At 64.9% G+C, this 24,680-nt stretch carries 19 protein-coding genes; 11 read left to right on the top strand and 8 right to left on the bottom strand.

Annotated features, from left to right (window positions below; genetic code table 11):
- Positions 1-30: 30 nt before the first annotated feature.
- On the bottom strand, positions 31-2,889 hold the full coding sequence (locus SMA01S_RS17165) for a TonB-dependent receptor domain-containing protein (RefSeq protein ID WP_084250393.1): 2,859 nt from the start codon (positions 2,887-2,889) through the stop codon (positions 31-33).
- Between the two features lie 304 nt (positions 2,890-3,193).
- Between SMA01S_RS17165 and SMA01S_RS17160 the strand changes: the two genes are divergently transcribed.
- The 3 genes from SMA01S_RS17160 to SMA01S_RS17150 are packed head-to-tail and all read left to right on the top strand — an operon-like array spanning position 3,194 to position 6,169.
- Positions 3,194-4,507: an MFS transporter gene (locus SMA01S_RS17160; protein ID WP_169804258.1), complete on the top strand. Its 1,314-nt coding sequence runs from the start codon at positions 3,194-3,196 to the stop codon at positions 4,505-4,507.
- A complete protein-coding gene (locus tag SMA01S_RS17155) occupies positions 4,485-5,369 on the top strand; it encodes an amidohydrolase family protein (RefSeq protein ID WP_066825146.1) in 885 nt (294 codons plus the stop codon). Before SMA01S_RS17160 ends, SMA01S_RS17155 begins: the two co-directional genes overlap by 23 nt.
- The gene (locus SMA01S_RS17150) at positions 5,366-6,169 is read left to right on the top strand and encodes an amidohydrolase family protein (RefSeq protein WP_066825136.1); all 804 of its coding nucleotides are present in this window, start codon (positions 5,366-5,368) and stop codon (positions 6,167-6,169) included. Before SMA01S_RS17155 ends, SMA01S_RS17150 begins: the two co-directional genes overlap by 4 nt.
- Here SMA01S_RS17150 and folD read toward each other — a convergent pair.
- Genes folD through SMA01S_RS17130 form a run of 4 tightly spaced genes read right to left on the bottom strand, consistent with a single transcriptional unit; the run spans position 6,157 to position 10,317 of the window.
- On the bottom strand, positions 6,157-7,014 hold the full coding sequence (gene folD / locus SMA01S_RS17145; RefSeq protein ID WP_066825220.1) for a bifunctional methylenetetrahydrofolate dehydrogenase/methenyltetrahydrofolate cyclohydrolase FolD: 858 nt from the start codon (positions 7,012-7,014) through the stop codon (positions 6,157-6,159). The genes SMA01S_RS17150 and folD overlap by 13 nt on opposite strands.
- Positions 7,015-7,037: 23 nt before the next feature.
- A complete protein-coding gene (locus SMA01S_RS17140) occupies positions 7,038-8,456 on the bottom strand; it encodes an aldehyde dehydrogenase family protein (RefSeq protein ID WP_066825133.1) in 1,419 nt (472 codons plus the stop codon).
- A 20-nt stretch (positions 8,457-8,476) separates the two neighbouring features.
- Positions 8,477-9,403 (bottom strand): DUF6282 family protein, encoded by a 927-nt coding sequence (locus SMA01S_RS17135; RefSeq protein ID WP_066825130.1) that lies wholly within the window; start codon positions 9,401-9,403, stop codon positions 8,477-8,479.
- Positions 9,400-10,317 carry a cupin domain-containing protein gene (locus SMA01S_RS17130; protein WP_066825127.1) on the bottom strand — a complete coding sequence of 306 codons (918 nt, stop codon included), beginning with the start codon at positions 10,315-10,317 and terminating at the stop codon, positions 9,400-9,402. Before SMA01S_RS17130 ends, SMA01S_RS17135 begins: the two co-directional genes overlap by 4 nt.
- A 242-nt stretch (positions 10,318-10,559) precedes the next feature.
- Between SMA01S_RS17130 and SMA01S_RS17125 the strand changes: the two genes are divergently transcribed.
- Genes SMA01S_RS17125 through SMA01S_RS17115 form a run of 3 tightly spaced genes read left to right on the top strand, consistent with a single transcriptional unit; the run spans position 10,560 to position 13,931 of the window.
- Positions 10,560-12,698: an acetate--CoA ligase family protein gene (locus SMA01S_RS17125; RefSeq protein WP_218016921.1), complete on the top strand. Its 2,139-nt coding sequence runs from the start codon at positions 10,560-10,562 to the stop codon at positions 12,696-12,698.
- A gap of 28 nt (positions 12,699-12,726) precedes the next feature.
- Positions 12,727-13,578, top strand: a complete 852-nt coding sequence (locus SMA01S_RS17120) for a p-hydroxycinnamoyl CoA hydratase/lyase (protein WP_157094004.1) — start codon at positions 12,727-12,729, stop codon at positions 13,576-13,578.
- Positions 13,579-13,583: 5 nt separating this feature from the next.
- A complete protein-coding gene (locus SMA01S_RS17115; protein WP_066825123.1) occupies positions 13,584-13,931 on the top strand; it encodes a carboxymuconolactone decarboxylase family protein in 348 nt (115 codons plus the stop codon).
- Positions 13,932-13,959: 28 nt separating this feature from the next.
- On the opposite strand, the gene SMA01S_RS17110 is transcribed toward SMA01S_RS17115, so the two are convergent.
- Positions 13,960-15,591 (bottom strand): GMC family oxidoreductase, encoded by a 1,632-nt coding sequence (locus tag SMA01S_RS17110; RefSeq protein WP_066825120.1) that lies wholly within the window; start codon positions 15,589-15,591, stop codon positions 13,960-13,962.
- Between the two features lie 216 nt (positions 15,592-15,807).
- Here SMA01S_RS17110 and SMA01S_RS17105 point away from each other — a divergent pair, with 216 nt between their 5' ends.
- From SMA01S_RS17105 to SMA01S_RS17085, 5 genes are all read left to right on the top strand, one after another.
- Positions 15,808-17,316: an aldehyde dehydrogenase family protein gene (locus tag SMA01S_RS17105; protein ID WP_066825118.1), complete on the top strand. Its 1,509-nt coding sequence runs from the start codon at positions 15,808-15,810 to the stop codon at positions 17,314-17,316.
- Between the two features lie 69 nt (positions 17,317-17,385).
- The gene (locus SMA01S_RS17100; protein WP_066825117.1) at positions 17,386-18,606 is read left to right on the top strand and encodes an FAD-dependent monooxygenase; all 1,221 of its coding nucleotides are present in this window, start codon (positions 17,386-17,388) and stop codon (positions 18,604-18,606) included.
- A 1-nt stretch (position 18,607) separates the two neighbouring features.
- Positions 18,608-19,792, top strand: coding sequence for an alpha/beta hydrolase (locus tag SMA01S_RS17095; RefSeq protein ID WP_066825116.1), 1,185 nt, complete (start codon positions 18,608-18,610; stop codon positions 19,790-19,792).
- Positions 19,789-20,589 (top strand): helix-turn-helix transcriptional regulator, encoded by an 801-nt coding sequence (locus tag SMA01S_RS17090; protein ID WP_066825114.1) that lies wholly within the window; start codon positions 19,789-19,791, stop codon positions 20,587-20,589. The genes SMA01S_RS17095 and SMA01S_RS17090 overlap by 4 nt, the downstream gene beginning before the upstream one ends.
- A 59-nt stretch (positions 20,590-20,648) precedes the next feature.
- Positions 20,649-22,745 (top strand): PQQ-dependent dehydrogenase, methanol/ethanol family, encoded by a 2,097-nt coding sequence (locus SMA01S_RS17085; RefSeq protein WP_066825112.1) that lies wholly within the window; start codon positions 20,649-20,651, stop codon positions 22,743-22,745.
- A gap of 71 nt (positions 22,746-22,816) precedes the next feature.
- Here SMA01S_RS17085 and purU read toward each other — a convergent pair whose 3' ends face one another.
- Both purU and SMA01S_RS17075 read right to left on the bottom strand, forming a co-directional pair.
- Positions 22,817-23,680 (bottom strand): formyltetrahydrofolate deformylase, encoded by an 864-nt coding sequence (gene purU, locus SMA01S_RS17080; RefSeq protein ID WP_066825110.1) that lies wholly within the window; start codon positions 23,678-23,680, stop codon positions 22,817-22,819.
- Positions 23,677-24,615, bottom strand: a complete 939-nt coding sequence (locus tag SMA01S_RS17075; protein ID WP_066825108.1) for a methylenetetrahydrofolate reductase — start codon at positions 24,613-24,615, stop codon at positions 23,677-23,679. Before SMA01S_RS17075 ends, purU begins: the two co-directional genes overlap by 4 nt.
- Positions 24,616-24,680 lie beyond the last annotated feature (65 nt).

Raw genomic sequence — 24,680 nt, 5'->3', positions numbered from 1 at the left:
ATTCCGCCCACTTGTCAGCCGAACCGCGGGTTAGAAGCGGACACGGACGCCACCGACATAGTAACGGCCGATCTTGTCGTACATCTGTGAGTTTGACACGGTCGGCGCTATGATGCTGTTCGGCGCAACCGGCGGATCCTGGTTCAGCAGATTATCGATCTTGCCATAGAGCTCGATATTCTTGGTGATCTTGTAGGACGCCGACAGATCGACATAGGCGCGCCCCTTGACCCGGTTCTGCGACGCCGGGAGGTCGACATTGTCCACGTAGATCGTCCGGAATTTGCCGCCGCCGATATAGCGGACATAGGCGCCCAGGCGCAGCGGACCGCCCGAATAGGTCAGATCGAAATTGCCCTTCCAGCGCGGCTGACCGCCCGGATCGGTGGCGATGTCGCCCAGCAGGACCGTCGTGACGTTCGATGCGGTCAGTTGCAGCTTGTCGACATAGTTGACGAGCAGGCGGCTGCCGATCGACCCGGTCGTCCCGAACCACGTAACCGGGCGGCGATAGGACAGTTCGAAGTCGATTCCGGCGGCTTCGATGGTCTGGGCGTTGATCAGCGTCGCCTGGATCGACGTGATCTGATTGCTCGCATTCTGGGTGATCAGGCTGCAGAACGAGTCGATCTTCAACGTGAAGCAATTGTTGACGATCGTCTGCGGCGCGATCGCGGTGATCGCGCCGTTGATCTTGATCGAGTAATAATCGATCGAAGCGTTCAGGCCGGGGATGAAGCTGGGCTGCAGCACCAAGCCGATCGCCTTGGTATCGGCCTTTTCGGGATTGAGATTGCGGTTGCCGCCGGTCAGCTGCAGCGTGTTGGCGGTGACGTTGGTGCGCGGATCGGAGATCGAGTTGATCACCTGGTTCTGGCCGGCATAGAGTTCGTTGATGTTGGCCGCGCGGATGTCACGCGAAATCGTGCCGCGGAAGCGGACGTCGGAAATCGGCGAATAGTTGAAGCCGATCTTCCACGTCGTCACGCCCCCGCTCGAACTGTAATCGGCGTAGCGGACGGCGCCGCTGACTTCGAGATTCTTGGCGAACGGCGTGTCCTGCGCCAGCGGGATCGCGGTCTCGGCATAGACCTCCTTGACCGTGAGCTCGCCGGAGAATGGCTGCTGGTTGATCGAGCGCCATCCCGAGATCACCGAGATCGGGTCGGAGATGCTCTTGATCGTCTCCTTGCGATATTCGGCCCCGACCGCGAGCTTGACGGGACCTGCCCAGGTCTTGAACGGCGAGCCCGACAGGTTGGCGCCGGCAGTGTTCTGGGTCATCCGGGCGTCGTACCACGAGGTGCCGCGATACCAGGCCAGCGCCTGCTGGCTGATCGATCCGGCGCCGAACACGTTGATCGGCACGCACGCCGGATTGTCGTTCGTGGTGCTGGCATCGGCGTTGATCCGGCATACCGGCTGACCCGTAATCGGGCTGATCACCGAATCCACGCCCTGGAACCAGCGCGACTGAATGCGGTTGTTCACGCTTTCCTGGCGGAAATGGTTGTCCGAACGCTGAACATGGACATCCCACGACCAATCACCGATCTTGCCCTCGGCCCCCACGGCATAGCGTAGCGCGCGGGAAACGCTGTTGTTCTGCGAATTGCCGTCTTCGAGATTCATGCGGCCAAAGGCGAACGATTTGATATTGTTGGCCGCCATCGTCGCGGCGATCGACACCGGCAGGAAAGCATTGTCGCGCTGAATGGTCAGCGTGCCATTGTCATAGTTCGGCGCGAGGTCGGACAGCACTTCGACCCGTGACCACAAGCCCTCGGCCCATAACGAAATCCCGTCGGTCAGGTCATAGGTGGCGCGGCCATATCCGGAATAGCGGGTGATATGCGGCAGGATATTGCCATCGTCCTCGATCGATACGCCGCTGCCGCCCAGCATGAAGGTGGTGTTGACCGGGTTGCCGTAGACGAACGGCTGGGGCGTGCCGTTGACGCCGAACTGGATGCCGTAAAGCGGGCTGGTGGACGGCACGACGGTGACGCCGCCGAACGTCATGCGCGAATATAGCGCGTCATATGCGATATAGTTCTTGGTCTGGCCATTGGTGGCTGTGTAATTCGGATTGTTGAACAGCACCGGCCGACCGCGGCCCCAGTCGCGCGTACCGACAGCGGTCTGGCCGGTGTTGCGATAGAAATCACCCGCCACCGTGATGTTGAGCCGGCCAAAGGTCTTGCCTGCTGCGGCGGAGATCACCGGACGGTTGAAATCGTTATAGTTCGAAATGCCGTAGGAGGCGTCGATCTTTACGCCCTCAACCTTCTTCTGCAGCGAGAAGTTGACGACGCCCGCGACGGCATCCGAGCCATAGGCGGCGGAGGCGCCGCCGGTCACGACTTCGACGCCGCTGATCAGCGACAGCGGAAAGATATTGGTGTCGACGCCGCCGAACGGGCTGGTCGCTGCGAGGCGACGGCCGTCGAGCAGCAGCAGCGTGCGCGCGCCGCCCAGTGCGCGAAGATCGGCGACGTTCTGGCCGACCGGCTCGCTCGACTTGCCGATATTCTGATTGATGCGCAGCTGCGGGATATCATAGGCCAGCTCGGCAACGCTGGCGAGCGCGCGGTCCTTGATCTGCTCGGGCGCGATGGTGGTGACCGGAGTCGGGGCGGTGAAGCCCGCACCCAGGCGCGAACCGGTGACGACGATTTCCTTGTCGCCGGTTTCCTGCGCGGTTGCTTCGGGAGCGGTGGCTGGGGCGTCTTGCGGAGGGCTGACGCTATTGGGATCGCCGGCCGCGGGCGCGGTCTGGGCGAATGCCGGCGCGGCGGTCGCCGAAAGCATCAGCGCGATGACGGCGAGGCTGGGATCCCGGAAGCGCGCCGATAGCGCGCGGCCTGGTACTGAAGGTGACTTTCGCATTGCTTCCTCCCCAAAGTCGATGCGGCCTTCGGGCCGTCATCAGAATTTCGCGCCGATGCCGATGCACCGAACGTTCGACGCTCGCGTATTCGCAGTCGCCTCGCCGTCATTCTGAAATGACGAATGCCAGTTGCTTATGACATATATTCTCTAGCCGACAAGAGAAAAATCGGATACTGTCGAACGACATTCGGTATAAGCGACATAGAATCGCGCGGTCGTCCTGGCCGATAGCGGTCGGAAACGGGAGAGCGGGATGGCAGCGGCTACGGAACCGAGCGGTGCAATGGCTGCGCCCCCCAGCATGACTCGGTATCAGTATCTCGTCGTCGCTTTGTGCTGCGCCGCTAACATTGCCGATGGCTTTGACGTGGTGTCGCTTTCGGTCGCGGCGCCGGTTCTCTCCAAACAATGGCATATCGATCCAGCAGTGCTCGGCACCTTGTTCAGTGCGGTCGCGGTCGGGCTGGTGATCGGCGCGTTCCTAGTCGCGCCCTTCGCCGACAAGGTCGGGCGCCGTCCGGTCATGCTCGGTGCGCTCGGCTCGCTTGCGGCGTCGCTGCTGCTGACCAGCGCCGCCACCGATATCTGGCATTTGCTGGCATTGCGCTTCGTCACCGGGATCGGCTTGGGGACGCTGGTGGTGTGCCTCAATACAACCGCCGCCGAATATTCGAGCGTCAAGTTCCGCAACATGGCGATGGCCACGGTGCATATCGGTTTCACGCTGGGAATGATGCTGGGAAGCGGCGTTGCTGCCGCGGTTTTGGGCACCGGAGGCTGGCGCAACATCTTCCTTGCCGCCGGGTTGCTCAACGCCGTCACCTTCACACTGGCGGTATTCATCCTCGGCGAATCGCGCGATTTCCTGCTGCGCCGTCAGGGACCCAAGGACGTTGTCGCGCTCAATCGCCTCCATCGCCGCATGAAGCTGCCCGAGTTGACGGCGATGCCGCCGCGGCCGGCCGCTGCTGAGACCAGCGCCAACGCGATGCGCCTGATGCTCGCCGGCCCGATGCGCAACCCGACGATCCTGATCTGGATCGCCTCACTCACTTATGCCCTGGTCGGCTATTTCCTGCTCAACTGGAAACCGACGGTCCTCGCCAATGCGGGGCTCAGCCCCAGTCTGGCGGCGGCAAGCGGCATCATCACCGGCGCCTGCGGTGCGGCCGGCCATCTCGCCATGGGCCTGCTCGGTCGGCGTGCCGGGGAGGGGCGCCTGACCGCGTTCTTCTTCAGCTTGGCGGCGGTCACGCTGGTGATCTTCGGAATCATGCCGGCCGCCCCGATTCCGCTGCTCGCGATGGCCGGGCTGACCACGTTCTTCGTTGTCGGTGCCTATACCGGCCTGTTCCTGGTTACCGCCGTAATGTATCCGACGGCGATCCAGAACACCGCGCTTGGCTTCGTCGTCGGCTTCGGGCGGATCGGCGCGATCATCGGCCCGATGATCGGCGGCTTCCTGTTCAGCGCCGGGCTGACGCGCATGGACACCTATATCGTGTTCTCGATCATCGCGGTGATCCCCGCCCTGACCATGTACCTCGCCAATCGCCTCGCCGCGCGCGCGGCCAGCAAACTCGGAGATTTCGGTGCCCAACCCGCGGCTGTTTGACACCCATGCGCATTTCTTCACCGACGATACCGAGCGCTTCCCGATCGACGTGACCGGCGCGCGCGAGGGCGAGGCGGAAGTCCGCGCGCGCATCGCTCGCGACCCAGCGACGGCAGAGCGGCTGCTGGCTTTATGGGACCAATGCGGGGTCACCGGGGGCGCGGCGGTGCAATACAATACGATCTACAAGACCGACAACAGCTACACATTGTGGGTCGCCGACGTGAACCACCACCGCGTTTCCGCGGTGCTGATCCTGCGCGCCGATTTCCCCGGGACGCCGAAACAATTGCGCGCGCTGGCAACCCGGCACAATGTCTGCGGGCTGCGGCTGTTCGGCTATCCCGACGCCGACGGCAGTTATCCCTGGCTCGACTCGCCGGCGGCGCTGGAGACGTGGGACGTCGCCGCGTCGCTGGGGCTGACGATGGTGATCATGTACGCGCCGGGCAAGCCGACCAGAGCGGCGCTGCACCGGATCATCGCGCTCGCCAGGCGTTTCCCCAAGACGGTGATCGCGCTCGATCACTGCGGCTGGCCTGGCGTCGAGAACGGTGTCGCCGGCACGATCGGGCCCGAACATCTCGAACTCGTCGATGTCCCCAACATCGTCTTCAAATTCACGCAGATCAACCTCAACCGCTTCCGCGAAACGGGGATCGACGCGGCGCAATTCGTGCGGCTGATCGTCGATACCTATGGCGCCAGCCGGGTGATGTGGGGGTCGGATTATGGCAACACCAAGGATGCCTATCCCGACATGGTGGCGCAGGCGATCGCCGCGACGAGCCTCCTGAGCGCAGCCGAGCGCGCGCAGGTGCTGCACGACAACGGCGCCAAATTGTTCGCGGATCGCCTGTGAACGCAGCGCCCGAACCACCGGTCATCGACGCCCACGCCCACGTCTTCACCAAGCGAATGCCGTTCACCGACACTGCCTGGACGCGGCCCGACTATGAATATCCGGTCGAAACCTATCTCGCCGAACTAGATGCGCACGGCATCGCCTTCGGGGTGATCACCGCGGCCAGTCTGTTCGGAGAATATAACGACTATTCGCTGGCGGCGCTGGCGCAGCATAAACGGCTGCGCGCGACGGTGATGCTCGATCCCGACGCCGCGCCGCGCGAGCTTGCCGATCTCAAGGCGCAGGGTGTGTGCGGGGTGCGTTTCCAGATTCCACTCAAGGCGGAATTGCCCGACCTAGCCGGCTATCGTTTCCGCCGTTTCATTACTCGTCTGGCCGATGCCGGGATGCATCTCGAGCTCAATCTCGGCGGCGAGCAGCTCGGCAACATGCTGCCCGCGTTGGCCGATCACGGTGTCCAGGTGGTGGTCGACCATTTCGGGCTGCTGCGCAGCGAGAACGAGATGGAGGGTCCCGGCTTCAGGGCGATGATCGACGCGATTGACCGCGGCCGGACGTTCGTGAAAATCTCCGCCGGCTTCCGCCTGCCGCCCGAAAGCCTCAGCGGCTATGCGGCGCGGTTGCTGCAGGTCGCCGGACCCGATCGACTGTTTTGGGGCAGCGACGCGCCGTTCGTCGGGGCCGAGGACCGGATGACCTATGGCGAGGCGCTCGCCACCCTCTATCGCATCGTCCCCGATGCCCGCGACCGCCGCCTCATGTCCGACGCGGCGCTACGCTTCTACTTCTTCTGATTGGCGGCCTTCACCGTATTCGCCAGCAAACACGCGATCGTCATCGGGCCCACCCCACCCGGCACCGGCGTCACCGCCCGCGCATGCTGGACTTCGTCGAACGCGACGTCGCCGACCAGCCGTGTGCGCCCGTCGTCCTCAAGCACACGCGTAATGCCCACGTCGATGACCACGGCGCCTTCCTTGATCCAGAAGCCGCGCACCAATCGCGGTGCCCCGGCAGCGGAGATGACGATGTCGGCCTTGCGGACGATATCGGCGAGCCCGCGCGTCTCGATATGCGTAACCGTCACCGTTGCCTCGCGTTCGAGCAGCAGCATCGCGATCGGCTTGCCGACGATGTTCGACTTGCCGATCACTACCGCATCGAGCCCGGTCAGATCGGGCAGCACGCTGTCGAGCAGCATCATCACCCCGAGCGGGGTGCACGGCACCAGCCCGCCAGTACCGGTCGACAGCCGTCCGACGTTGACCGGGTGGAAGCCATCGACATCCTTGCCCGGGTCGATCGCGCCGAGCACGATCCCGGCATCGATATGCGCGGGCAGGGGTACCTGGACCAGGATGCCATGGACGCGCGGATCGGCGTTGAGCCGCGCGATCAACGCCAGCAGTTCATTCTGCGGCGTATCGGCGGGCAGGCGGTGCTCGGACGAGGCGATGCCGACGCGCGCGCAGGCCTCGATCTTGCGGCCGACATAGACCTGGCTCGCCGGATCCTCCCCCACCAGCACCACTGTCAGCCCGGGCGCGATCCCGTCGCGCGCGACGATCGCGGCGACGTTGGCCGCGGTCTCGGCATCGAGCCGCGCAGCGCTTGCGCGTCCGTCGATCCGCTCGGCCACGATGGGCCGCAATGCCGCCAGCGTCACGCCGCGTCGAGCGCCACGGCGTTGATCACGTGCGGCTGGGTATATTCCTCCAGCCCCTCGAGGCCCATTTCGGTGCCCATCCCCGATTGCTTGAGCCCGCGAAACGGAATGCGCGGATCGATCGCCATCAGCTGGTTGATCCACACCGTGCCCGACGTCACGCGCGCCGCCACCTGGTTGGCGCGGACCAGATCCTTGCCCCAGACGGTGCCGCCCAGCCCATAATCGGTGCCGTTGACGCGATCGATCAACTCGTCGACGTCGGAATAGCTGAGCACGGGCAGCACCGGCCCGAACTGCTCCTCGCGCACCAGCGGCGCATCGTCGTCTATGTCGCGGACGATCGTCGGCGCTATGAAATAGCCCGGCCGGTCGAGCGGCTCGCCGCCGGCGATCACGGTGCCGCGCGATTTGCTGTCTTCGACCAGCGCCGAGACCTTGTCGAACTGGAGCTTGTTCTGGACCGGCCCGATCTGCGCGCCTTGGTTGGCGCCGTCGTCGACGACCACTTCCCTGGCCAGCCGCGCCATCTCGTCGCAGAATTCGTCGTACATCGTGTCGGGCACATAAGCGCGCTTGACCGCTACGCAGATCTGCCCGGCATTGCGCATCGCGCCTTCGAAAACCTTGCCCGCGGCATATTTGGCGTCGACATCGTCGAGCACGATCGCGGCGTCGTTGCCGCCCAGCTCGAGCGTCACGCGCTTGAGGCTGTCCGCCGACGAGGCGAGCACTTTCTTGCCGGTCGCGGTCGATCCGGTGAACGAGATCTTGGCAATATCGGGATGCGTCGTCAGCACCGGGCCAAGCTCGTTCTGATCGCACAGCATGTTGATCACGCCCGCGGGCAGGATCGCCTGGCACAGCTCGCCGAACAGCAACGTCGTGAGCGGCGTCGTCGGCGCCGGCTTGCAGACCATGGTGTTGCCCGCCATCAGCGCCGGTCCGACCTTATTGGCGAGCAGGATCAACGGGTAGTTCCAGGGGGTGATCGCCGCGATCACGCCCAACGGGGTGCGATGCTCGGTGACGCGATTGCCGCCTTCGTCGCGCAGAACTTTCGGCTCGAGCCGCATCGCCGCGAAGGCGCGCAGCACGAACACGCAGCCGCGGATTTCCTTGGTCGCCTGGTCGAGCGGCTTCCCTTGCTCGGCGGTCATCAGCGCGGCGAATTCGGGCACGCGCGCGTCGAGCGCCGCCGCCAGTGCCTCCACCTTGGCACCGCGTTCGGCCATCGGCGTCGCCGCCCAGGCCGGGAAGGCGCGCTTGGCCGCGGCGATCGCGGTTTCGAGCATCGCCGCATCGGCCTTGGGGCATTGCGCGAACGGCGCGTCGAGCGCCGGGTTGATCACGTCGAAGCTGCTCGCTCCGGCGACCAAGGCGCCATCGATGAGCAGACGAAATTGGTGGTCCATGGGGCTTCCTTGTGGAGAGGTCAGGCGGACAGCGCCTGCACCAGCACGTCTTCTGCGGCCGGCTCGGCGTCGTCGAGGCCGACCAGCCGGGCGGGATTGTCGCCGATCATCGCGCGGATCTCGGCATCGGTGTAGCCGATGTCGATCAGCATCTGGATGACGTAGCGCAATCCCTCGACCGGCGAAGGATTGCCGACCTGGCCGAGGTCCGATCCGATGATCGTGTTGGCGACGCCGCCGGCATCGACACACATCTTGAGGCTGTCATGGCTATAGCCCTTGCCCTGGACACCCGCCCACATGCAGCAGCTATGCTCGAGATAGGCGCCCATCCTGGCAAGCTCGGCCATGTCGGAGACGCTGCACCCGATCAGGAAGGTCGGGTGGTTGACCAGCAAGCGGGTGACGCCGCGCTCCTTGGCCTCGGCGAACAACGGCCAGATTTCGCTGATGTGGAGATGCCCGGCGGATAGCACCGCGTCATAGGCGGCGATCTGGTCGAGGATCTGCTTGACCTCGTCCTTGAGCTTGCCGCGTTCGTCGACCACCGTGAGCATCGTCGGGGCGAGCATCGTGTCCTTGGTCGGCAGGAACTGCCGGCGATGCGAATGGCGGATATGGTTGGCCGCCGAGAAGGTCGGCATCCACACCAGGCGCGCGCCGAGCTTGAAACCATGCTCGACGGCATAGGGATTGAGGCCGCCCGTGGTGTTGTTGAGCGGCACCCCGGTCAGCAACTTCACTGAGCCCGGCATGATCTCGTCGAGCAATGCCGCGACCGGTGTGACCGAATAATAATGGTCCTTGAACAGGATCGCGCGCAGGCCGGCCGCCTCGCCTTCCTTGATCGCCTCGACATGATTGAGGCTGCGCGGCATCACCGAGGGCCCGCTGTGACAATGCAGGTCGATCGCCCCTTTCAGGAGGTCGCTGATCCGGTCGCTCATGCTGCGATCTCCTTAGGTTCGGGCATCGGATAATCGGCTGCGTTCAGCACCCAGCCGGGCTTGTCCGAAAAGTCGCGGCGAGGCGGGCAGAAGACGTCGAGCAGGCGGTTGAGCCCTTCGTCGATTCCCTGCGAGGTGTGGGTTGCCGGGGGCGGGATCACCGCGACCGAGGGTGCGGCGCAGCGCTCGTGCTCGTCCTCGATCCATTGCGTCGAATCGCTGATCCACGGCCAGCGCAGATGGTGGATATAGTCGCCATCGAGCGCGACCGAATATTGCTCGAAATCGTCATGATGGTGTGGCGAGAGGTTGTCGGGGGCTCGCGGGCCGACGCGGCCGTCGCCGAAATTGACCATGATGGTCGAGCCGCGATAGATTCGCCCAAAGCGGCCCTGTTCGGGGGCGACGTTGCCGGAATAGACGCGCACCTTGCGGCCGCCGACCGGATCGGGCCACGCGACGAACGGCGGCACATTGGGGTCCGGCTCGGCATAATCGGCGGCGTTCGAGCAGAGCGCTGCCAGGTCGGCGGATTCCACGGTGAACAGGCGGAGGATGCGCCCCCCTTTCAGCACGGTGATCTTGCTCGCGCCCGCCGGGACGAAGCTGACCGTCTTGCCGCTGGCGATCGCGCTGCCCTCGGCGATGCTGATCTCGATCTCGACGCCATCGTCCGGGATCACCACGGCATATTCGTCGGGCTGGCCATTCCGCTCGAACACCGCTCCCGCTTCGACGTCGCTATAGGCCACGATCATGGTTGCGCCGCGGGCATACCAGGTGTTGGCCAGGTGGGTGCTTTGCCGCGGCGGCTGGGCGTAGAAGCGCGCATAGCTGGCGCGCTTGAAGCTCTTGGGCGAGGGCCCCTTCGGCGCGGTGATCAGCGTCGTCCGCAAATCGTTCTGCCCGTACATCGGCGCTCCTCATCCAGGGTTGCTGTTATCGCAGCTTGGCTGTCATATAGCGCCGGACTAGTCAGTTCGTCTAATTCCTAATCGCGGGCGGCCCGATACCGCTTAGGTATCAGAGTGACGAAGTTGAGAACTCATATCGTGATCTTATCGTAACCGGCCAAAATTGGCATTGGACCTGCGAAGGGGGCGCGACAACATGCCGGCAAAGCACTGCCCGCGAGGGGCTTGGGGAGGAATTCGACTTGGCGGACCTAGCGCAAGCTCTGTTACGAAGCGCGCCGGCGGCTGCCGATCCCGCCTCCTCCCTCGCACGCCTTCTCAAGCCGCGCTCGATCGCCATCGCCGGCGCCTCGCCCGATCCGGCGACGATGGGCGGCGTCGTCCTTGCCAATTGCGAACGCTTCGGCTTCGACGGGCCGATCCACCTGATTAGCCCGACCCGCGACGAGATTAACGGCCGCCCCTGCGTGAAGTCGGTCGACGCGTTGCCCGAAGGCGTCGATGCGCTGGTGCTCAATGTGCCGCGCGCGGCGATCTTGCCGGCGGTCGAGGCGGCTGCGGCGCGCGGCGTCGGGGGCGTCATCGTCTTCGCCTCGGGCTTTGCCGAGGGGAGCGACGAGGGCCGCCGCGAGCAGGACGATATCGCCGCGATCTGCAACAAGGCCGGCATGGCGCTGCTCGGCCCCAATTGCATGGGCTATGTCAATTATGCCGGCGGCGCGGCGCTGACCTTCGAACCCGCGCACCCTCAGCCGATCGGCGATCGCCGCAACGTCGCGGTGGTCGCGCAGAGCGGCGCGACCGCGTCGGGCATCCGCTCCGGCATGCTCGGTCGTGGCATTGCGGTGTCGCTGTCGGTCGCCACCGGGAACGAAGCCGTGGTCCATGCCAGCGACCTGATCGACCTGGTCGTTGCCGAGGGCACCGCCAACGCGATCGCCCTTTATGTCGAGCAGATCCGGAACCCGCGGGCGTTCCTGCGTGCGGTCCGCAAGGCGCGCGACGCCGGCGTGCCGGTGGTCATGATGCACCCTGGCCGCAGCAAGCGCGGCCAGGAAGCGGCGCAATCGCACACCGGCTCGATGGTCGGGGATTATGCGCTGATGCGCACTGCGGTCGAGAACGAAGCGGTCGTCGTCGTCGATACGATGGACGAATTGTTCGACACCGTGGCGATCCTCCATCGCTTCCCGTCGCCTCCTGTCGGTGCGCTAGGCGTCGTGACGAACTCCGGCGCGATCCGCGGCATGGCGTTCGACTTCGCCGAGGATATCGCGCTGCCGATCGCCGATCTTTCGGCCGAGACGCTGGCGCGACTTTCGACGCTGCTTCCAGCCGGTATGGAGATCGACAATCCGCTCGACGTCGGCACCACCGGCTTCACCAATGGCGGGATCTTCGGCCAGGCGACCCAGGCCATGCTTGCCGATCCTGCCGTCGGCGCGGTGCTCCTGCCCATGGCCGGTGGCGGCCCGTCGCAGCAGCGCTCGAAGGGCGACTCGATCGTCCCGGTGGCACTGACCGCGACCAAGCCCGTGGCCGTCGTCATCACCGGTGACGAATCGGCGCTTGATGCCGAGTTCGTCGCGGCGATGCGCGCGAGCGAAACCCCGCTGTTCCGCTCGCCCGAGCGCGCGATGCGCGCCTTTGCCGCGGTTGCCCGCTATGCGGCCGCGCTGGACAGCGTCAGCGATCGCACGCCGGTCGCGACCGGCCTGACCGGCTGGGGCGCGCCCGGCGTGAAACCCGAATATGTCGGCAAGGATTTTCTGCGCCGCATCGGCGTCCAGGTCCCTGCCGGCGACCTCGCCACCACGCTCGATGACGCCCTCGCCATCGCCGCCCGGATCGGCTTTCCGGTCGTGCTCAAGGCGCAGGCCGTGGTGCTGTCGCACAAGAGCGACGCCGGCGGCGTGATCCTCAACCTGCGCGACGAAGCCGCGCTGCGCGACGGCTGGGCGACGCTGATGGCCAATGTCGGCGCGGTGGCACTCGACGGCGTTCTGGTCGAACAGATGTCTGCGCCCGGGCTCGAGCTTGTCGTCGGCGCGCGGAATCATCCCGAATGGGGGCCGTCGGTGCTCGTCGGGCTGGGCGGCGTGCTGATCGAGGCGCTCGATGCCGCGGAGCTGCTCCCCGCCGACATCTCGCATGCCCGCGCCGTCGAGCGCATCCTGGGGCTGCGCGGTGCCAAGATGCTCGGCGAATTCCGCGGCAAGCCCGCGCGCGACGTCCACGCCGTCGCCGATGTGGTGGTCAAGGTCGGCGCAGCGATGCGCGCCGGACTCGCCATCGAAGAGATCGATATCAACCCGCTGATGGTGCTGGCCCAGGGCGAGGGCGCAGTCGCGCTCGACGCGCTGATCGTCACCGGCGCATAATTACAGGATCAGACAGATGGAAACGACCATGGCAACCACCGAAGAAAAGCCCATCCCCGGCGGCAACACCGTCCTCGTCCAGTTCGAGGACGGCATCGCCTGGGTCCATCTCAACCGACCCGAAAAGCGCAACGCCATGAGCATGGAACTGGCGCGCGAGATGAACCAGGTGCTCGACGCGCTCGAGATCGACGATCGCTGCGGCGTCATCGTCCTCACCGGCAGCGGCGAAGCCTTTTCGGCGGGCATGGATCTTCAAGGGTTCTTCCGCGCCTCGGACGCGGTCAGCGATGTCGAGCGCCACCGCGCCTATCGCGAGACCCGCGCCTGGCAGTGGCGCACTTTGATGTATTACGCCAAGCCGACCATCGCGATGGTCAATGGCTGGTGCTTCGGCGGCGCCTTCACGCCGCTGATCTGTTGCGACCTGGCGATCGCTGACGAGAAGGCAGTGTTCGGCCTCTCCGAAATCAACTGGGGCATCATCCCCGGCGGCGTGGTCTCCAAGGCGATCTCGACGCTGATGGGCGACCGCGAGGCGCTCTACTACGTGATGACGGGCGAAAACTTCGACGGCAAGCGCGCCAAGGAACTCGGCCTTGTCAACGAAGCGGTCCCCGCCGACAAGCTCAAGGAGCGCACCCGCGAGCTCGCCAGGGTCCTGCTCGACAAGAACCCGACGACGCTCCGCCAGGCGCGCATGGCATATAAGTACGCCCGGGAGATGGATTGGGAGCTCGCCGCCGAATATCTTACCGCCAAGGTCGATCAAACCACGTTCGTCGATCGCGAAAAGGGCCGCGAAAAGGGCATGGTCCAGTTCCTCGATGAGAAGAGCTACAAGCCGGGTCTCGGCAATTACAACCGCGAAGGGAAGTAGGCGGGATGATCCGGCCCAGCGCCAAGAAGGGCGACGAACTGGGAGCAGTGGCTCCCGGTCTCGTCGAGATGACCGACCGGATTCTCTACAACGAGGTATGGGAGCGCAAGGAGCTGTCGAAGCGCGACCGCTCGCTGCTCACCGTTGCCGCGCTGATGACCGCCAACCGCCACCAGCAGCTCGAGGCGCATCTCGGATTGGCGCTCGACAACGGCGTTACCGAGGAGGAGTTGGGCGAGGCGATGCTGCATCTCGCTTTCTACGCCTCTTGGCCCGCATCGATCACTGCCTCGCGGCTGCTCCTGAACGTCATCCAGAAGCGTGAGGGCGACGGCTGCCGAGACGAGAAGTGATCTAGGCGCTATCGGCTAGCTCAATACCTCACCCGATTCCGCTGCCACTTTCCGGCGCGAGCGGTCTCAAGCCGCGGATCAAATCCGAGGCGCGTTCGGCGACCATGATCACCGCGGCATTGATGTTGGCGCCCGGCACCGTCGGCATCACCGATGCGTCGACGATCCGCAGCCCGGATATGCCCTTCACCCGCAAGTCGCTGTCGACGACCGCGCCGGGATCTTCGCCCATCCGGCAAGTGCCGGTCGGATGTTGGGTGATCTTGAGGTTGTTACGAATAAAGTCGTCGAGATCGGCGTCGCTGCCCGGCGCGATCTCCTTCTCGACCATTTCGCGCAGCGGCGATGCCGCGAAGATCTCGCGCACCGCTGCGATGCCGCCGCGGATATCGGCAAAGTCGGTGGGGGTGGAGAGCAGGTTGAGATCGATACGCGGCTTGGCGAGCGGATCGGATGAACGCAGTTCGACCGTGCCGCGGCTCTCGGGATGCAATTGCATGACCATGACCGACAGGACGTGGCTTTGCCGCTTGCCGAACGGATACCACAGCTTGGCGTCGAGCCGCACCGGCAGGAATACCAACTGGATATTGGGACGCTCGAGCTCGGGCCTCGTGCGCAGCATCTGCACGCCGCTGGTGATCTGGCTGGCGAAGGGGCCTTTCCCCGTCGCGATCCAGCGCAGCACCGACCAAGCCGCACGATCGAAGCGGAGCTCGTTGAGAAAGCTGGCGTCGCGCGCCGCGAAGGTCATGTAGACCAAGGGATGCTCGGACAGGTCGCGGCCGACTCCTGGCGCGTCGACCTGCACCGGGATGCCCAGGGCGGCGAGCTGCGCTGCCGGTCCGATCCCCGAAAGCATCAGCAATTGCGGCGAATTATAGGCCCCGCCGCTCAGCACCACTTCCTTGCGCGCGTGCACCAGCGAAAGCCTGCCGTGCTGGCTGACCTCGACGCCGACGGCGCGTCTGTCCTCGATCAGCACCCGGGTCGCCTGCGCGCCCGAAAGCACCGTCAGATTGGGCCGCTTCAGCGCAGGCTTGAGATAGGCGCGGGCAGTGCTGGCGCGCCGACCCTTGCGATCGACCGTCACTTCGCATCCCGAAAAGCCTTCCTGCTCGGCCCCGCTCAGATCGTCGCTTTCCGCATAACCCGCAGCGACAACCGATTGCCGGATCGGTTCCTGGAACAGGCGGCTGCCATCGACCGGCGTCACGCTGAGCGGCCCGCTGCCGCCATGATATTTCCCGGCGCCGCGCCAGCTCGTCTCCATCTTGCGGAAATAGGGCAGGACGTCGGCATAACTCCAGCCGCGAGCCCCCATCTGGGCCCAGCCGTCATAGTCGCCCGAATGACCACGCATGTAGATCATGCCGTTCACCGAGGAGGAGCCGCCATGAACGCGCCCGCGGGGCAGCGGCATTGATCGCCCCGCCAGCTTGGCGTCCGGCTCGCTGGAATAGCCCCAGTCATACATCGGATTGGCGGCGGCCATCATGAAGCCCAAGGGCATCCTGAACAGCCAATTGTCGTCCGTGCCGCCGGCCTCGATCAGCAGCACCGATTCCGTGCCGCTTTCGCTCAGCCGATTGGCGAGCACGCAGCCGGCCGAACCTGCGCCGACGATGATGTAATCAAATTCGCGCTCTCTCTCAGGCATGCCGTCTTTCCGTCTTTCGGAAGCGCAAACGCCCCTGACGCATGATGATTTTAGGGCGCGAAAGCCTGCCGCGGCCCGGTCGATTGCGTTGTGGCATGGCAAATAGCATTCGACAAGATATAATGTCGTTGGTTATGGTGCATCCTGGAGGCGAAGCTCGGAGGACGAGTATGGACCGCCTTCCGAGCGTGAATTGTGCTGAAGAGGGGCCCTGAAATGACGAGCGCGGCAACGCTGGAACGACCGCAAGTGCCCTCGCTGGACAAGGCGCAGGCCTTTGCCGCCAAGACGCACAAATTGTTCATCGGCGGCCAGTGGGTCGATCCGCTCGAAGGCAAAACCTTCGCAAGCTCCAATCCGGCGACCGCCGCCAAGCATGCCGATATCGCCGAAGCGAGCGCAGCCGACGTCGATCGCGCGGTGGTCGCCGCGCGGGCGGCGATGGACGATCCCGAATGGAGCGAGATGAAGCCGTCGCGGCGCGCGCGCCTCATCAATCGCCTCGCCGATGCGATCGAGGCCAATATCGACGAATTCGCCGCATTGGAGACGCTCGACAACGGCATGCCGGTGCGCGACGCCAAATTCTTCCACATCCCGCACGCGATCGAATCGCTGCGCTACAATGCCGGTTGGGCAACCAAGCTCAACGGCGAGACCGTCGCATTGTCGGGCATGGGCACGTGGCACGCCTACACGCTGCGCGAACCGGTCGGCGTCGTCGCCCAGATCGTCCCCTGGAACGCGCCGCTCGCGATGGCCTGCGCCAAGATCGGCCCGGCGCTTGCTGCCGGTTGCGCCGTGATCCTCAAGCCTGCGGAGGAAACCTCGCTGACCGCGTTGCGCCTCGCGCATCTGATCGAGGAAATCGGCTTCCCTGCCGGCGTGTTCAATCTGTTGACCGGTTTCGGCGAGCCTGTCGGCGCGGCGCTGACCGCGCATCCCGGCGTCGACAAGGTCTCCTTCACCGGCTCGACCGAAGTCGGCCGGCTGATCCTTCGCGCCGCCGCCGGCAATTTCAAGCGCGTCACGCTCGAACTCGGCGGCAAGACCCCGGTGATCGTGCTGCCCGATGCCGATCCGCTCAAGGCCATCGAAGGCGCCGCGCGCGCGATCTTCACCAACGCCGGCCAGGTCTGCAACGCTGGTTCGCGGCTGTTCGTCCATGAGCGTCTTTTCGACCAGGTCGTCGAGGGCGTCGGCAAGCTGGCCGACGCGATGAAGCTGGGTTCGGGCCTCGACGCCGATACGACCATGGGCCCGCTGATCTCGCAAACCCAGCGCGACCGTGTCCGCGGCTATGTCGAGAGCGGCGTCTCCGACGGCGCCACCTTGCATGCCGGTGGCCGCGAGATCGACAGCGAAGGCTATTTCGTCGCGCCGGCGGTCCTCACCGGCACCCGGGCCGAGATGGCAGTGCGCCGAGAGGAGATTTTCGGTCCGGTGTTGTGCGCGATGTCGTTCGCCGACCAGGATCTCGACCGCATCGCCGCCGATGCCAATGCCAGTGATTATGGCTTGGGCGCGGTGGTGTGGACCAATGATCTGTCCGCCGCGCACAAACTGGCGCGCAAGCTCAAGGCCGGCACCGTCCGGGTCAATGGCGGCGGGCTCGACCCGGCATTGCCGTTCGGCGGCTTCAAGCAATCAGGCTGGGGCCGTGAGAACGGCCGCGAGGGCATCGACGCCTATACGGAGGTCAAGTCTGTGGCGATCGCGCTCTAAACGTTTGCCTAATGCGTTCGTGACGAATGCCGTTCGTTATAATTAAGCCACTGAGGTGGAGGGGTAATTTTGAAGAATAATCCGGGAATCGGAATCATCGGCGGGGGCATTGGCGGGCTGACCGCCGGGCTGGCGCTGTTGCGCAAGGGGTTCGACGTTACCGTGTTCGAACAGGCCAGCGTGCTGGCTGAAGTCGGGGCAGGGCTGCAGATCAGTCCCAATGGGGTTCGCGTGCTGTCCCTGCTGGGGCTCGAGAAGGAGTTGCTCGATATATCCTTCGAGCCCGAGGGCAAGGAAATCCGTCTGTGGAACACCGGCGATACCTGGAAGCTGTTCGACCTCGGCGTTGAATCTTCGGTGCGTTACGGCTTTCCCTACGTCACCGTTCACCGCAACGATCTCCACCAAATTCTCGTCAAGGCTGTCGAGAAGGCATCGCCGAGTTCGATCCGACTCGACCATCGCGTCTGCGGGGTCGAGCAGAACGCCAACAAGGTGACGTTGTCGTTCGAGAACAAGCCTTCGGCGACGTTCGACATGGTCATCGGCGCCGACGGCGTCCATTCGAAGACTCGCGAGCTGCTGTTCGGCGCGGGGCCGGCAAAGTTCACCGGCATCGTCGCCTGGCGCGGCGTGATTCCCGTCGAATTGCTGCCCGAGCGGCTGACCCGGCCGGTCGGTACCAACTGGGTCGGGCCGGGTGGGCACGTCATCCATTATCCGATCCGCCGCGGCGAATTGATGAACTTCACCAGCGTCATCGAGCGCCAGGACTGGACCACCGAAAGCTGGTCGAGTGCGGGCACCAACCAGGAATATCATGACGATTATCCCGGCTGGCACGCGGACGTGCACGCTTATATCTCGGCGATCCCGCAGCCGTTCAAATGGGCGTTGATCGCGCGTCCGCCGATGCAGGAATGGGTCAATGGCCGCGTCGCCCTGCTCGGCGATGCCTGCCACCCGTCGCTGCCGTTCCTGGCGCAAGGCGCGGTGATGGCGCTCGAGGACGCTTGCATCCTCGCTCGCGCCCTGGAGGAATTCGACACGATCGACGAAGCGCTGGACCGGTACCAGCAGGCCCGCATCCCGCGCACCACCCGCGCGGTGATGGGCGCCTATGCCAATACCGAGCGCTTCCACAATCCGGCGCTCGCCGATCCGCGCAACGGCCAAGCCTATATCGACGAGCAATGGGCAGCCGATAAGGTCGTCGAGCGCTACGAATGGCTGTTCCGCTACGACGCCACCAAGGTGTCGCTGACCGAACCCGAAGCGGGGACGGCCTGACATGACGAGCGAGAAGACCGAATGGACGCGTCAGCCGCTGATCCTGTCGTTTCCGGACAATCCCAAGTTCAACGAGACCTATGGCTTTGCCGGCAATTCGGGTCATGTGAACCTTGAAGGCCAGTTGATGCGCAGCCCGACCTCGACGGCGCACACGGTCTATATCTTCATGCACCCGACCTCGGTGCTGCATCTGTTGCCGATGCCGGTGGCGCTCGCCGACGCCGGTCTCGACGTGCTGTGCGCCGCCAGCCGCTATCCGCGCAACGACGCGGCGCTGATCCAGGAAAAGGTCGCCATCGATCTCGGCAAGTGGATCGCCTATGCCCGCAGCGACCTTGGATATGAGAAGGTCGTCCTGCTCGGCTGGTCCGGCGGCGGTTCGCTGTCGCTCTTCTATCAGGCGCAGGCCGAGACTCCGACGATCACCCACACCCCGGCCGGCGACCCCGTCGATCTGGTCAATGCGGGGCTCCAACCAGCGGACGGGGTAATCTTCATCGCCGCCCATCTGTCGCGCGCGGAGACACTGACCGAATGGCTCGATCCCTCGGTGATCGACGAGCTCGATCCCGACAACCGCGATCCTGAGCTCGATATCTATTCGCCGGATTGCCCCAATCAGCCGCCCTATAGCGCCGAGTTCGTCGCGCGCTTCCGCGAGGCGCAACGGGCGCGCAACCGCAAGATCACCGCCTGGGCGCAGGACGTGCTCAAGACGCTCAAGGCCAAGGGCACCGCCGAGCAGGAGCGCGCCTTCGTCGTTCACCGCACGATGTGCGACGTCCGCTGGTTCGATCCTACCGTCGATCCCTCCGATCGCCGTGTCGGTTGGAGCTATATGGGCGATCCGATCGCGGTGAATGTCGGGCCGGTCGGCCTAGCGCGCTACACCACGCTGCGCTCATGGCTCAGTCAGTGGAGTTACGACGAATCCAACGCCAAGGGCCCGGCCAACGCCGCTAAAATCCACAAATCGCCAGTGCTCTTGATCGAGAATACCGCCGACGAAGCCGTTCCCGCGACGCATAATCCGGCGATCTTCGCGGCGCTGGCGACGCCGGACAAGGAATATCTCCAGCTCAAGGGCGCGACGCATTATTATCTCGGCCAGCCCGAACTGCTCGCCCAGTGCATTCATGCGGTGATCGACTGGAGCCAGCGCAAGGGCCTGCTCGCGCGATGACCGCGACGGCGGCCAGCGAGCAGGCGATCGCCGGCGCGCTGGCCGAGCTGGTCGGCGCGATCGGCAGCACCACTTTTCCCAGCAGGTTCCTGGGTGCCATGCGCGCGCTCGCGGGCGTGGAGCTGTGCTCGGTCTTCCGCTGCGATCGCGGTCAGCCCGTCGAGTTGCTGTTCGCCGAGGGCACGCCGCCGACGACTGATTTCCCGATGCGGGCGTCGCTCGATTATGCCCGCAACTACTGGCGTTCGGACCACCAGATCACCCAGCTCGCCCGCTCCACGCGGGCCGGGCCGGTGGTCGTACGCAAGCGCGCCAGCGACATCGCCGATCCCGCCTGGCGCGCAGCCTGCTATGATCGTGCCGGGGTCGCCGAGCGGCTGTCGATCGTCTTGCCCGGTGCGTCGATCCTCGTCGCCAACGGCTATCTAACCGCCGCCCGCGCGCCCTTCGCCACCGACGACATTCTCCGGCTCGAAACCTATGCCGCCCTGCTGATGGCCGCGGTCGATCGCCACCAGCACGCCGCTGCGTCGATGTTCGACGAGACGGCATTGGTCCAGTCGTTGATGGGATTGCATTGTGGTCTCAGCATCCGCGAGGCCGAGATTTCGGCCGCGATGATTCTCGGCGAAACCCAGGACGAGATCGCGGTGCGCACCCACCTTTCGCATGGCACCGTCGTTACCTATCGCCGTCGCGCCTATGGCAAGCTCGGGGTCGCCAATCGCCGCGATCTGCTGCGCCTGCATCGCCGATTGGTCAGCGGCGAAATCCCTTCTTCCGTCGTCGCGACTTAGGTATCATACAGGCTTATAAACAGGGCCGCATCGAGCGCCCGGATAATCAGGAGCAGGGCATGGCGAGTAAAGGGTTGCGGATCGCGCTCGTGGCCGGCTTGGCACTTGGCGCAACGCAGATCAGCCAGGCCCAGAATGCTGCCAATGTCGATCAAAAGCGCATGGTCGAAGCCGACAGGGCGCCCGGCGAGTGGATGGGCCCCGGCCGCACTTATGACGAGCAGCGCTTCAGCCCGCTCAAGCAGATCACCGATGCCAATGTCGGCACGCTCGGGCTAGCGTGGTACGCGGATCTCCAGGTCGATCGCGGGGTCGAGGCATCGCCGCTGATGATTGGCGGCGTCCTCTACAATATCGAGCCCTGGAACGTCACTGTCGCTTATGACGCGGCCACCGGGAGAGAGCTGTGGCGCTACGATCCCAAGGTCGATCGCGACAAGGGTCGGCTGGCCTGTTGCGACATCGTTTCTCGCGGTCTTGCGGCCTGGCAAGGCAAGATCCTCATCGCCACGCTCGACGGCCGGCTGATCGCGCTGGATTCCAAGACCGGCAAGCCCAAGTGGAGCGTCAACACCTTCGATCCGGTCTGGCCTTACACGATCACCGGGGCGCCGCGCGTGTTCAACGGCAAGGTGCTGATCGGCAATGCCGGGGCCGAGGGCGCCGCGCGCGGCTATGTCTCCGCATATGACGTCAACACCGGCAAGCTGCTCTGGCGCTTCTACACCGTCCCCGGCGATCCCTCGAAACCGCAGGCGAACTCGGCGCTCGAAATGGCCGCCAAGACCTGGAAGGGCGAATGGTGGAAGCGCGGCGGCGGCGGCACCGTCTGGGATTCGATCGTCTACGATCCCAATCTGGACCTGGTCTATATCGGTGTCGGCAATGGCGGCCCCTGGGCGCAGGCCTATCGCAGCCCGGGCGGCGGCGATAATCTGTTTCTGTCATCGATCGTCGCGCTCAACGCCAAGACCGGCGACTATGTCTGGCACTACCAGACCACGCCGGGCGACGAATGGGACTTCACCGCCACCCAGTCGATGATCCTCGCCGACCTCACTATCGACGGCAAGCTCCGCAAGGTGTTGATGCAGGCGCCCAAGAACGGCTTTTTCTACGTGCTCGATCGCGCCACCGGCAAGCTGATCTCCGGCCGGCCCTATGTGGCGATGAGCTGGGCCAACGGTATCGACATGGCCACCGGCCGCCCAAACGTGAATCCCGAAGCGCGTTACGGCGTGACGCCGGTGATCATCACCCCCGGCGCGGGCGGCGGGCATAACTGGAATCCGATGGCATTCAGCCCGCGCACCGGGCTGGCCTATTTTCCGGTTACCGAGATGTACATGGCATATGCGCTCAACCCGAATTTCAAGCCGACGCCGGGTAATATGAGCCAGCTTGGCATCGCCACCACCGGCTATGAGCTCAACCGCAAGGCAGCCAACGACTACGCTGCCGCCAACAACAAGACGTGGCTGACTGCCTGGGATCCGGTCGCGCAGAAGGAGCGCTGGCGCGTGCCCTATCCGGTGCGCGGTAGCGGCGGCCTGTTAGCCACCGCCGGCAACCTCGTCTTCCAGGGCACCGTCGGCGGGACGTTCGCGGCCTATCGCGCCGACACCGGCGCGAAGGTCTGGGAAATGCCGGTTCAACAGGTTCCGATCGCGGCACCGATCAGCTACATGGTGGGCGGCGTCCAATATATCGCGGTCAATGCCGGCTGGGGCGGGGGACTTGCCCATTCGACCAGTGCCAAATCGCTCGGCTTCCCCCTGTCGCCCTCGCCGCGGCTGCTGGTGTTCAAGCTTGGCGGCACCGCGCAACTGCCCGCGATCAAAGGCGGCGGCCCCGAGCTCGTTCGACCCGCCGAGACCAATGCCAGCGCCGAGACGATCGCCCGCGGCGAGTTGGTCTATGCTCAGCAATGCTCGGCTTGCCACGGCGAGCAGGCGCGCGGTGGGGTCAAGGATCTTCGCCGGATGAGCCCGACGACGCATGACGATTTCCTCGACATCGTGCTTGGTGGCAAGCGCCGGGAAAAGGGAATGGCGAGCTTCGCCGACTTGATTTCCAAGTCCGACGCCGAAGCGATCCACGCCTATCTGATCCACCGTGCCAATGAGGATTGGGCCAAGATCCAGGCTGGGGAATAGCGGCGCCGCCGACCTCGGACGGCGGGCAAGGGGGAGCGAACGGCGCAGTCGCCCGCTCACGTCATCGCGCTTTAATTCCGAAACACTACCGTCTTGGCGCCATTGAGCAGCACGCGGTCCTCCAGGTGGAGCTTGACTGCCTGCGCCAGCACGCGTCGCTCGATGTCGCGGCCCTTTGCCACCAGCGCGTCGGGGCGGTCGGCATGGGTAATCGGCTCGACATCCTGAGCGATGATCGGGCCTTCATCGAGGTCCGAGGTGACGTAATGCGCGGTTGCGCCGATCATCTTGACGCCGCGAGCATAGGCCTGGTGATAGGGTTTGGCGCCCTTGAAACCGGGCAGGAAGCTGTGATGTATATTGATACACCGGCCTGACAGATAGGCGGCCATGTCGTTCGACAATATCTGCATGTAGCGGGCGAGCACGATCAGCTCGGCGCCGGTCTCCTCGATCAGAGCCTTGATCTGCGCTTCCTGCGCCGCCTTGGTCGCCGCGTCGACCGGCAGATAGTGGAATTGCAGATCCTCGATCAGTGGTGTCGCCAATACCTCGCGCGGATGGTTCGAGACGATTCCGACGATATCCATCTCGATATCGCCCGTACGTCGGCGATAGAGCAGGTCGACCAGACAATGGTCGAATTTCGAGACCAGGATCAGCGTCCGGCGGTGTTCGGCGCGCGGCCGCATTTGCCACTCTATCTCGAACTTGCGCGCGAGCGGGCCGAACTCGCGGTGGACGTGCTCGTAACCGGTCGAGCCGCTAAGCGCGAATTCGACGCGCATGAAGAAGCGCCCCGTCTCGGCATCGTCGAACTGCTGCGCCTCGAGGATATTCCCGCCGCATTGGGCGAGGTAGCTCGAGATCGCCGCGACAATGCCGGGGCGATCGAGGCACGAGAGGGTGAGAAGGTAGGAACTATTCTCGGTCATTCGGTCACCTGGAAACCCGATGCCGAGCCACGCAGCTGGAATTCGCCGGCGGCGACTGATCCCATCCACTGCGCGGTTCGGTCGAGACCGCCGAAGGGAAACAGATGAAAGCCCATCGGCTGAAGCTCGCGATAAGCCGCTGTCTCGGCGAGGTCGCGGATGATCGGATCGGGCGCGGTTTCGCTGAGCAACCTCGCGATCGACGATCCGCGCGTGATCAGTGCCTTGGCCGATGCCCCCACGCCGCAGATCGCGGCGAAGCGCAGCAATGTGCGGATGCCGGCGGGGCCGGCGAGACCGATGCGCACTGGCACGTCGGCATTGCGTCGGCGGAAAGCGATCATCCAGCGCAGGATCGGGTCCGCGTCGAAACAGAATTGGGTGATCACGCCCGGGGTCATCCCGAGGCTTCGGATCGTTTCGACCTTGGCATCGAGCGTGGCATCGAGCTTCGCGTCGTCGACCTTGGGATGCCCCTCGGGATAGCCGCCGAGCCAGATGCTCCGCAGCGCCGCTTGCCTGAACGAAGGACTGGCGATCAGCGCGGCGCTGTCGTCGAACGGGCCGCTCGCCTGATTCACGTCGCCACTGATGACCAGCAATTGCGTGACGCCGGCGTCGTCGCACAGCCGGCCGAGCAGCCGCTGGAGATGGTCTTCGCCGGTCACCATCCGCGCGGCGATGTGCGGCACCGGTTCGAGCCCGGCGTTGCGCAGCTTTCGCGAGGCAGTGACGCGATTGTCGTCGTCATCGGCCGGCAGCCAGGTCACCGATACGCGCGTGCCGGGCGCCAGCCGGGCTATCGCTGCGTCGATTCCCTTGTCGTCGCGCGCGGAGACTTCGTACGAAGCCTCGCGCGCGAGATCGACGACGCGCTCGCGCACGGTCTCGGCCGGATCGGCGGCGCCGGGCGGCGCCGTAAGCGAGCTTTGCATCGACGCTGCCTTAGTAGCGATAATGATCGGGCTTGAACGGCCCTTCGACGGGCACGCCGATATAA

Origin of the sequence: Sphingomonas mali NBRC 15500 (assembly GCF_001598415.1) — a bacterium.
Classification (GTDB): domain Bacteria; phylum Pseudomonadota; class Alphaproteobacteria; order Sphingomonadales; family Sphingomonadaceae; genus Sphingomonas; species Sphingomonas mali.
This window is presented reverse-complemented; position numbering and strand designations above follow the sequence as displayed.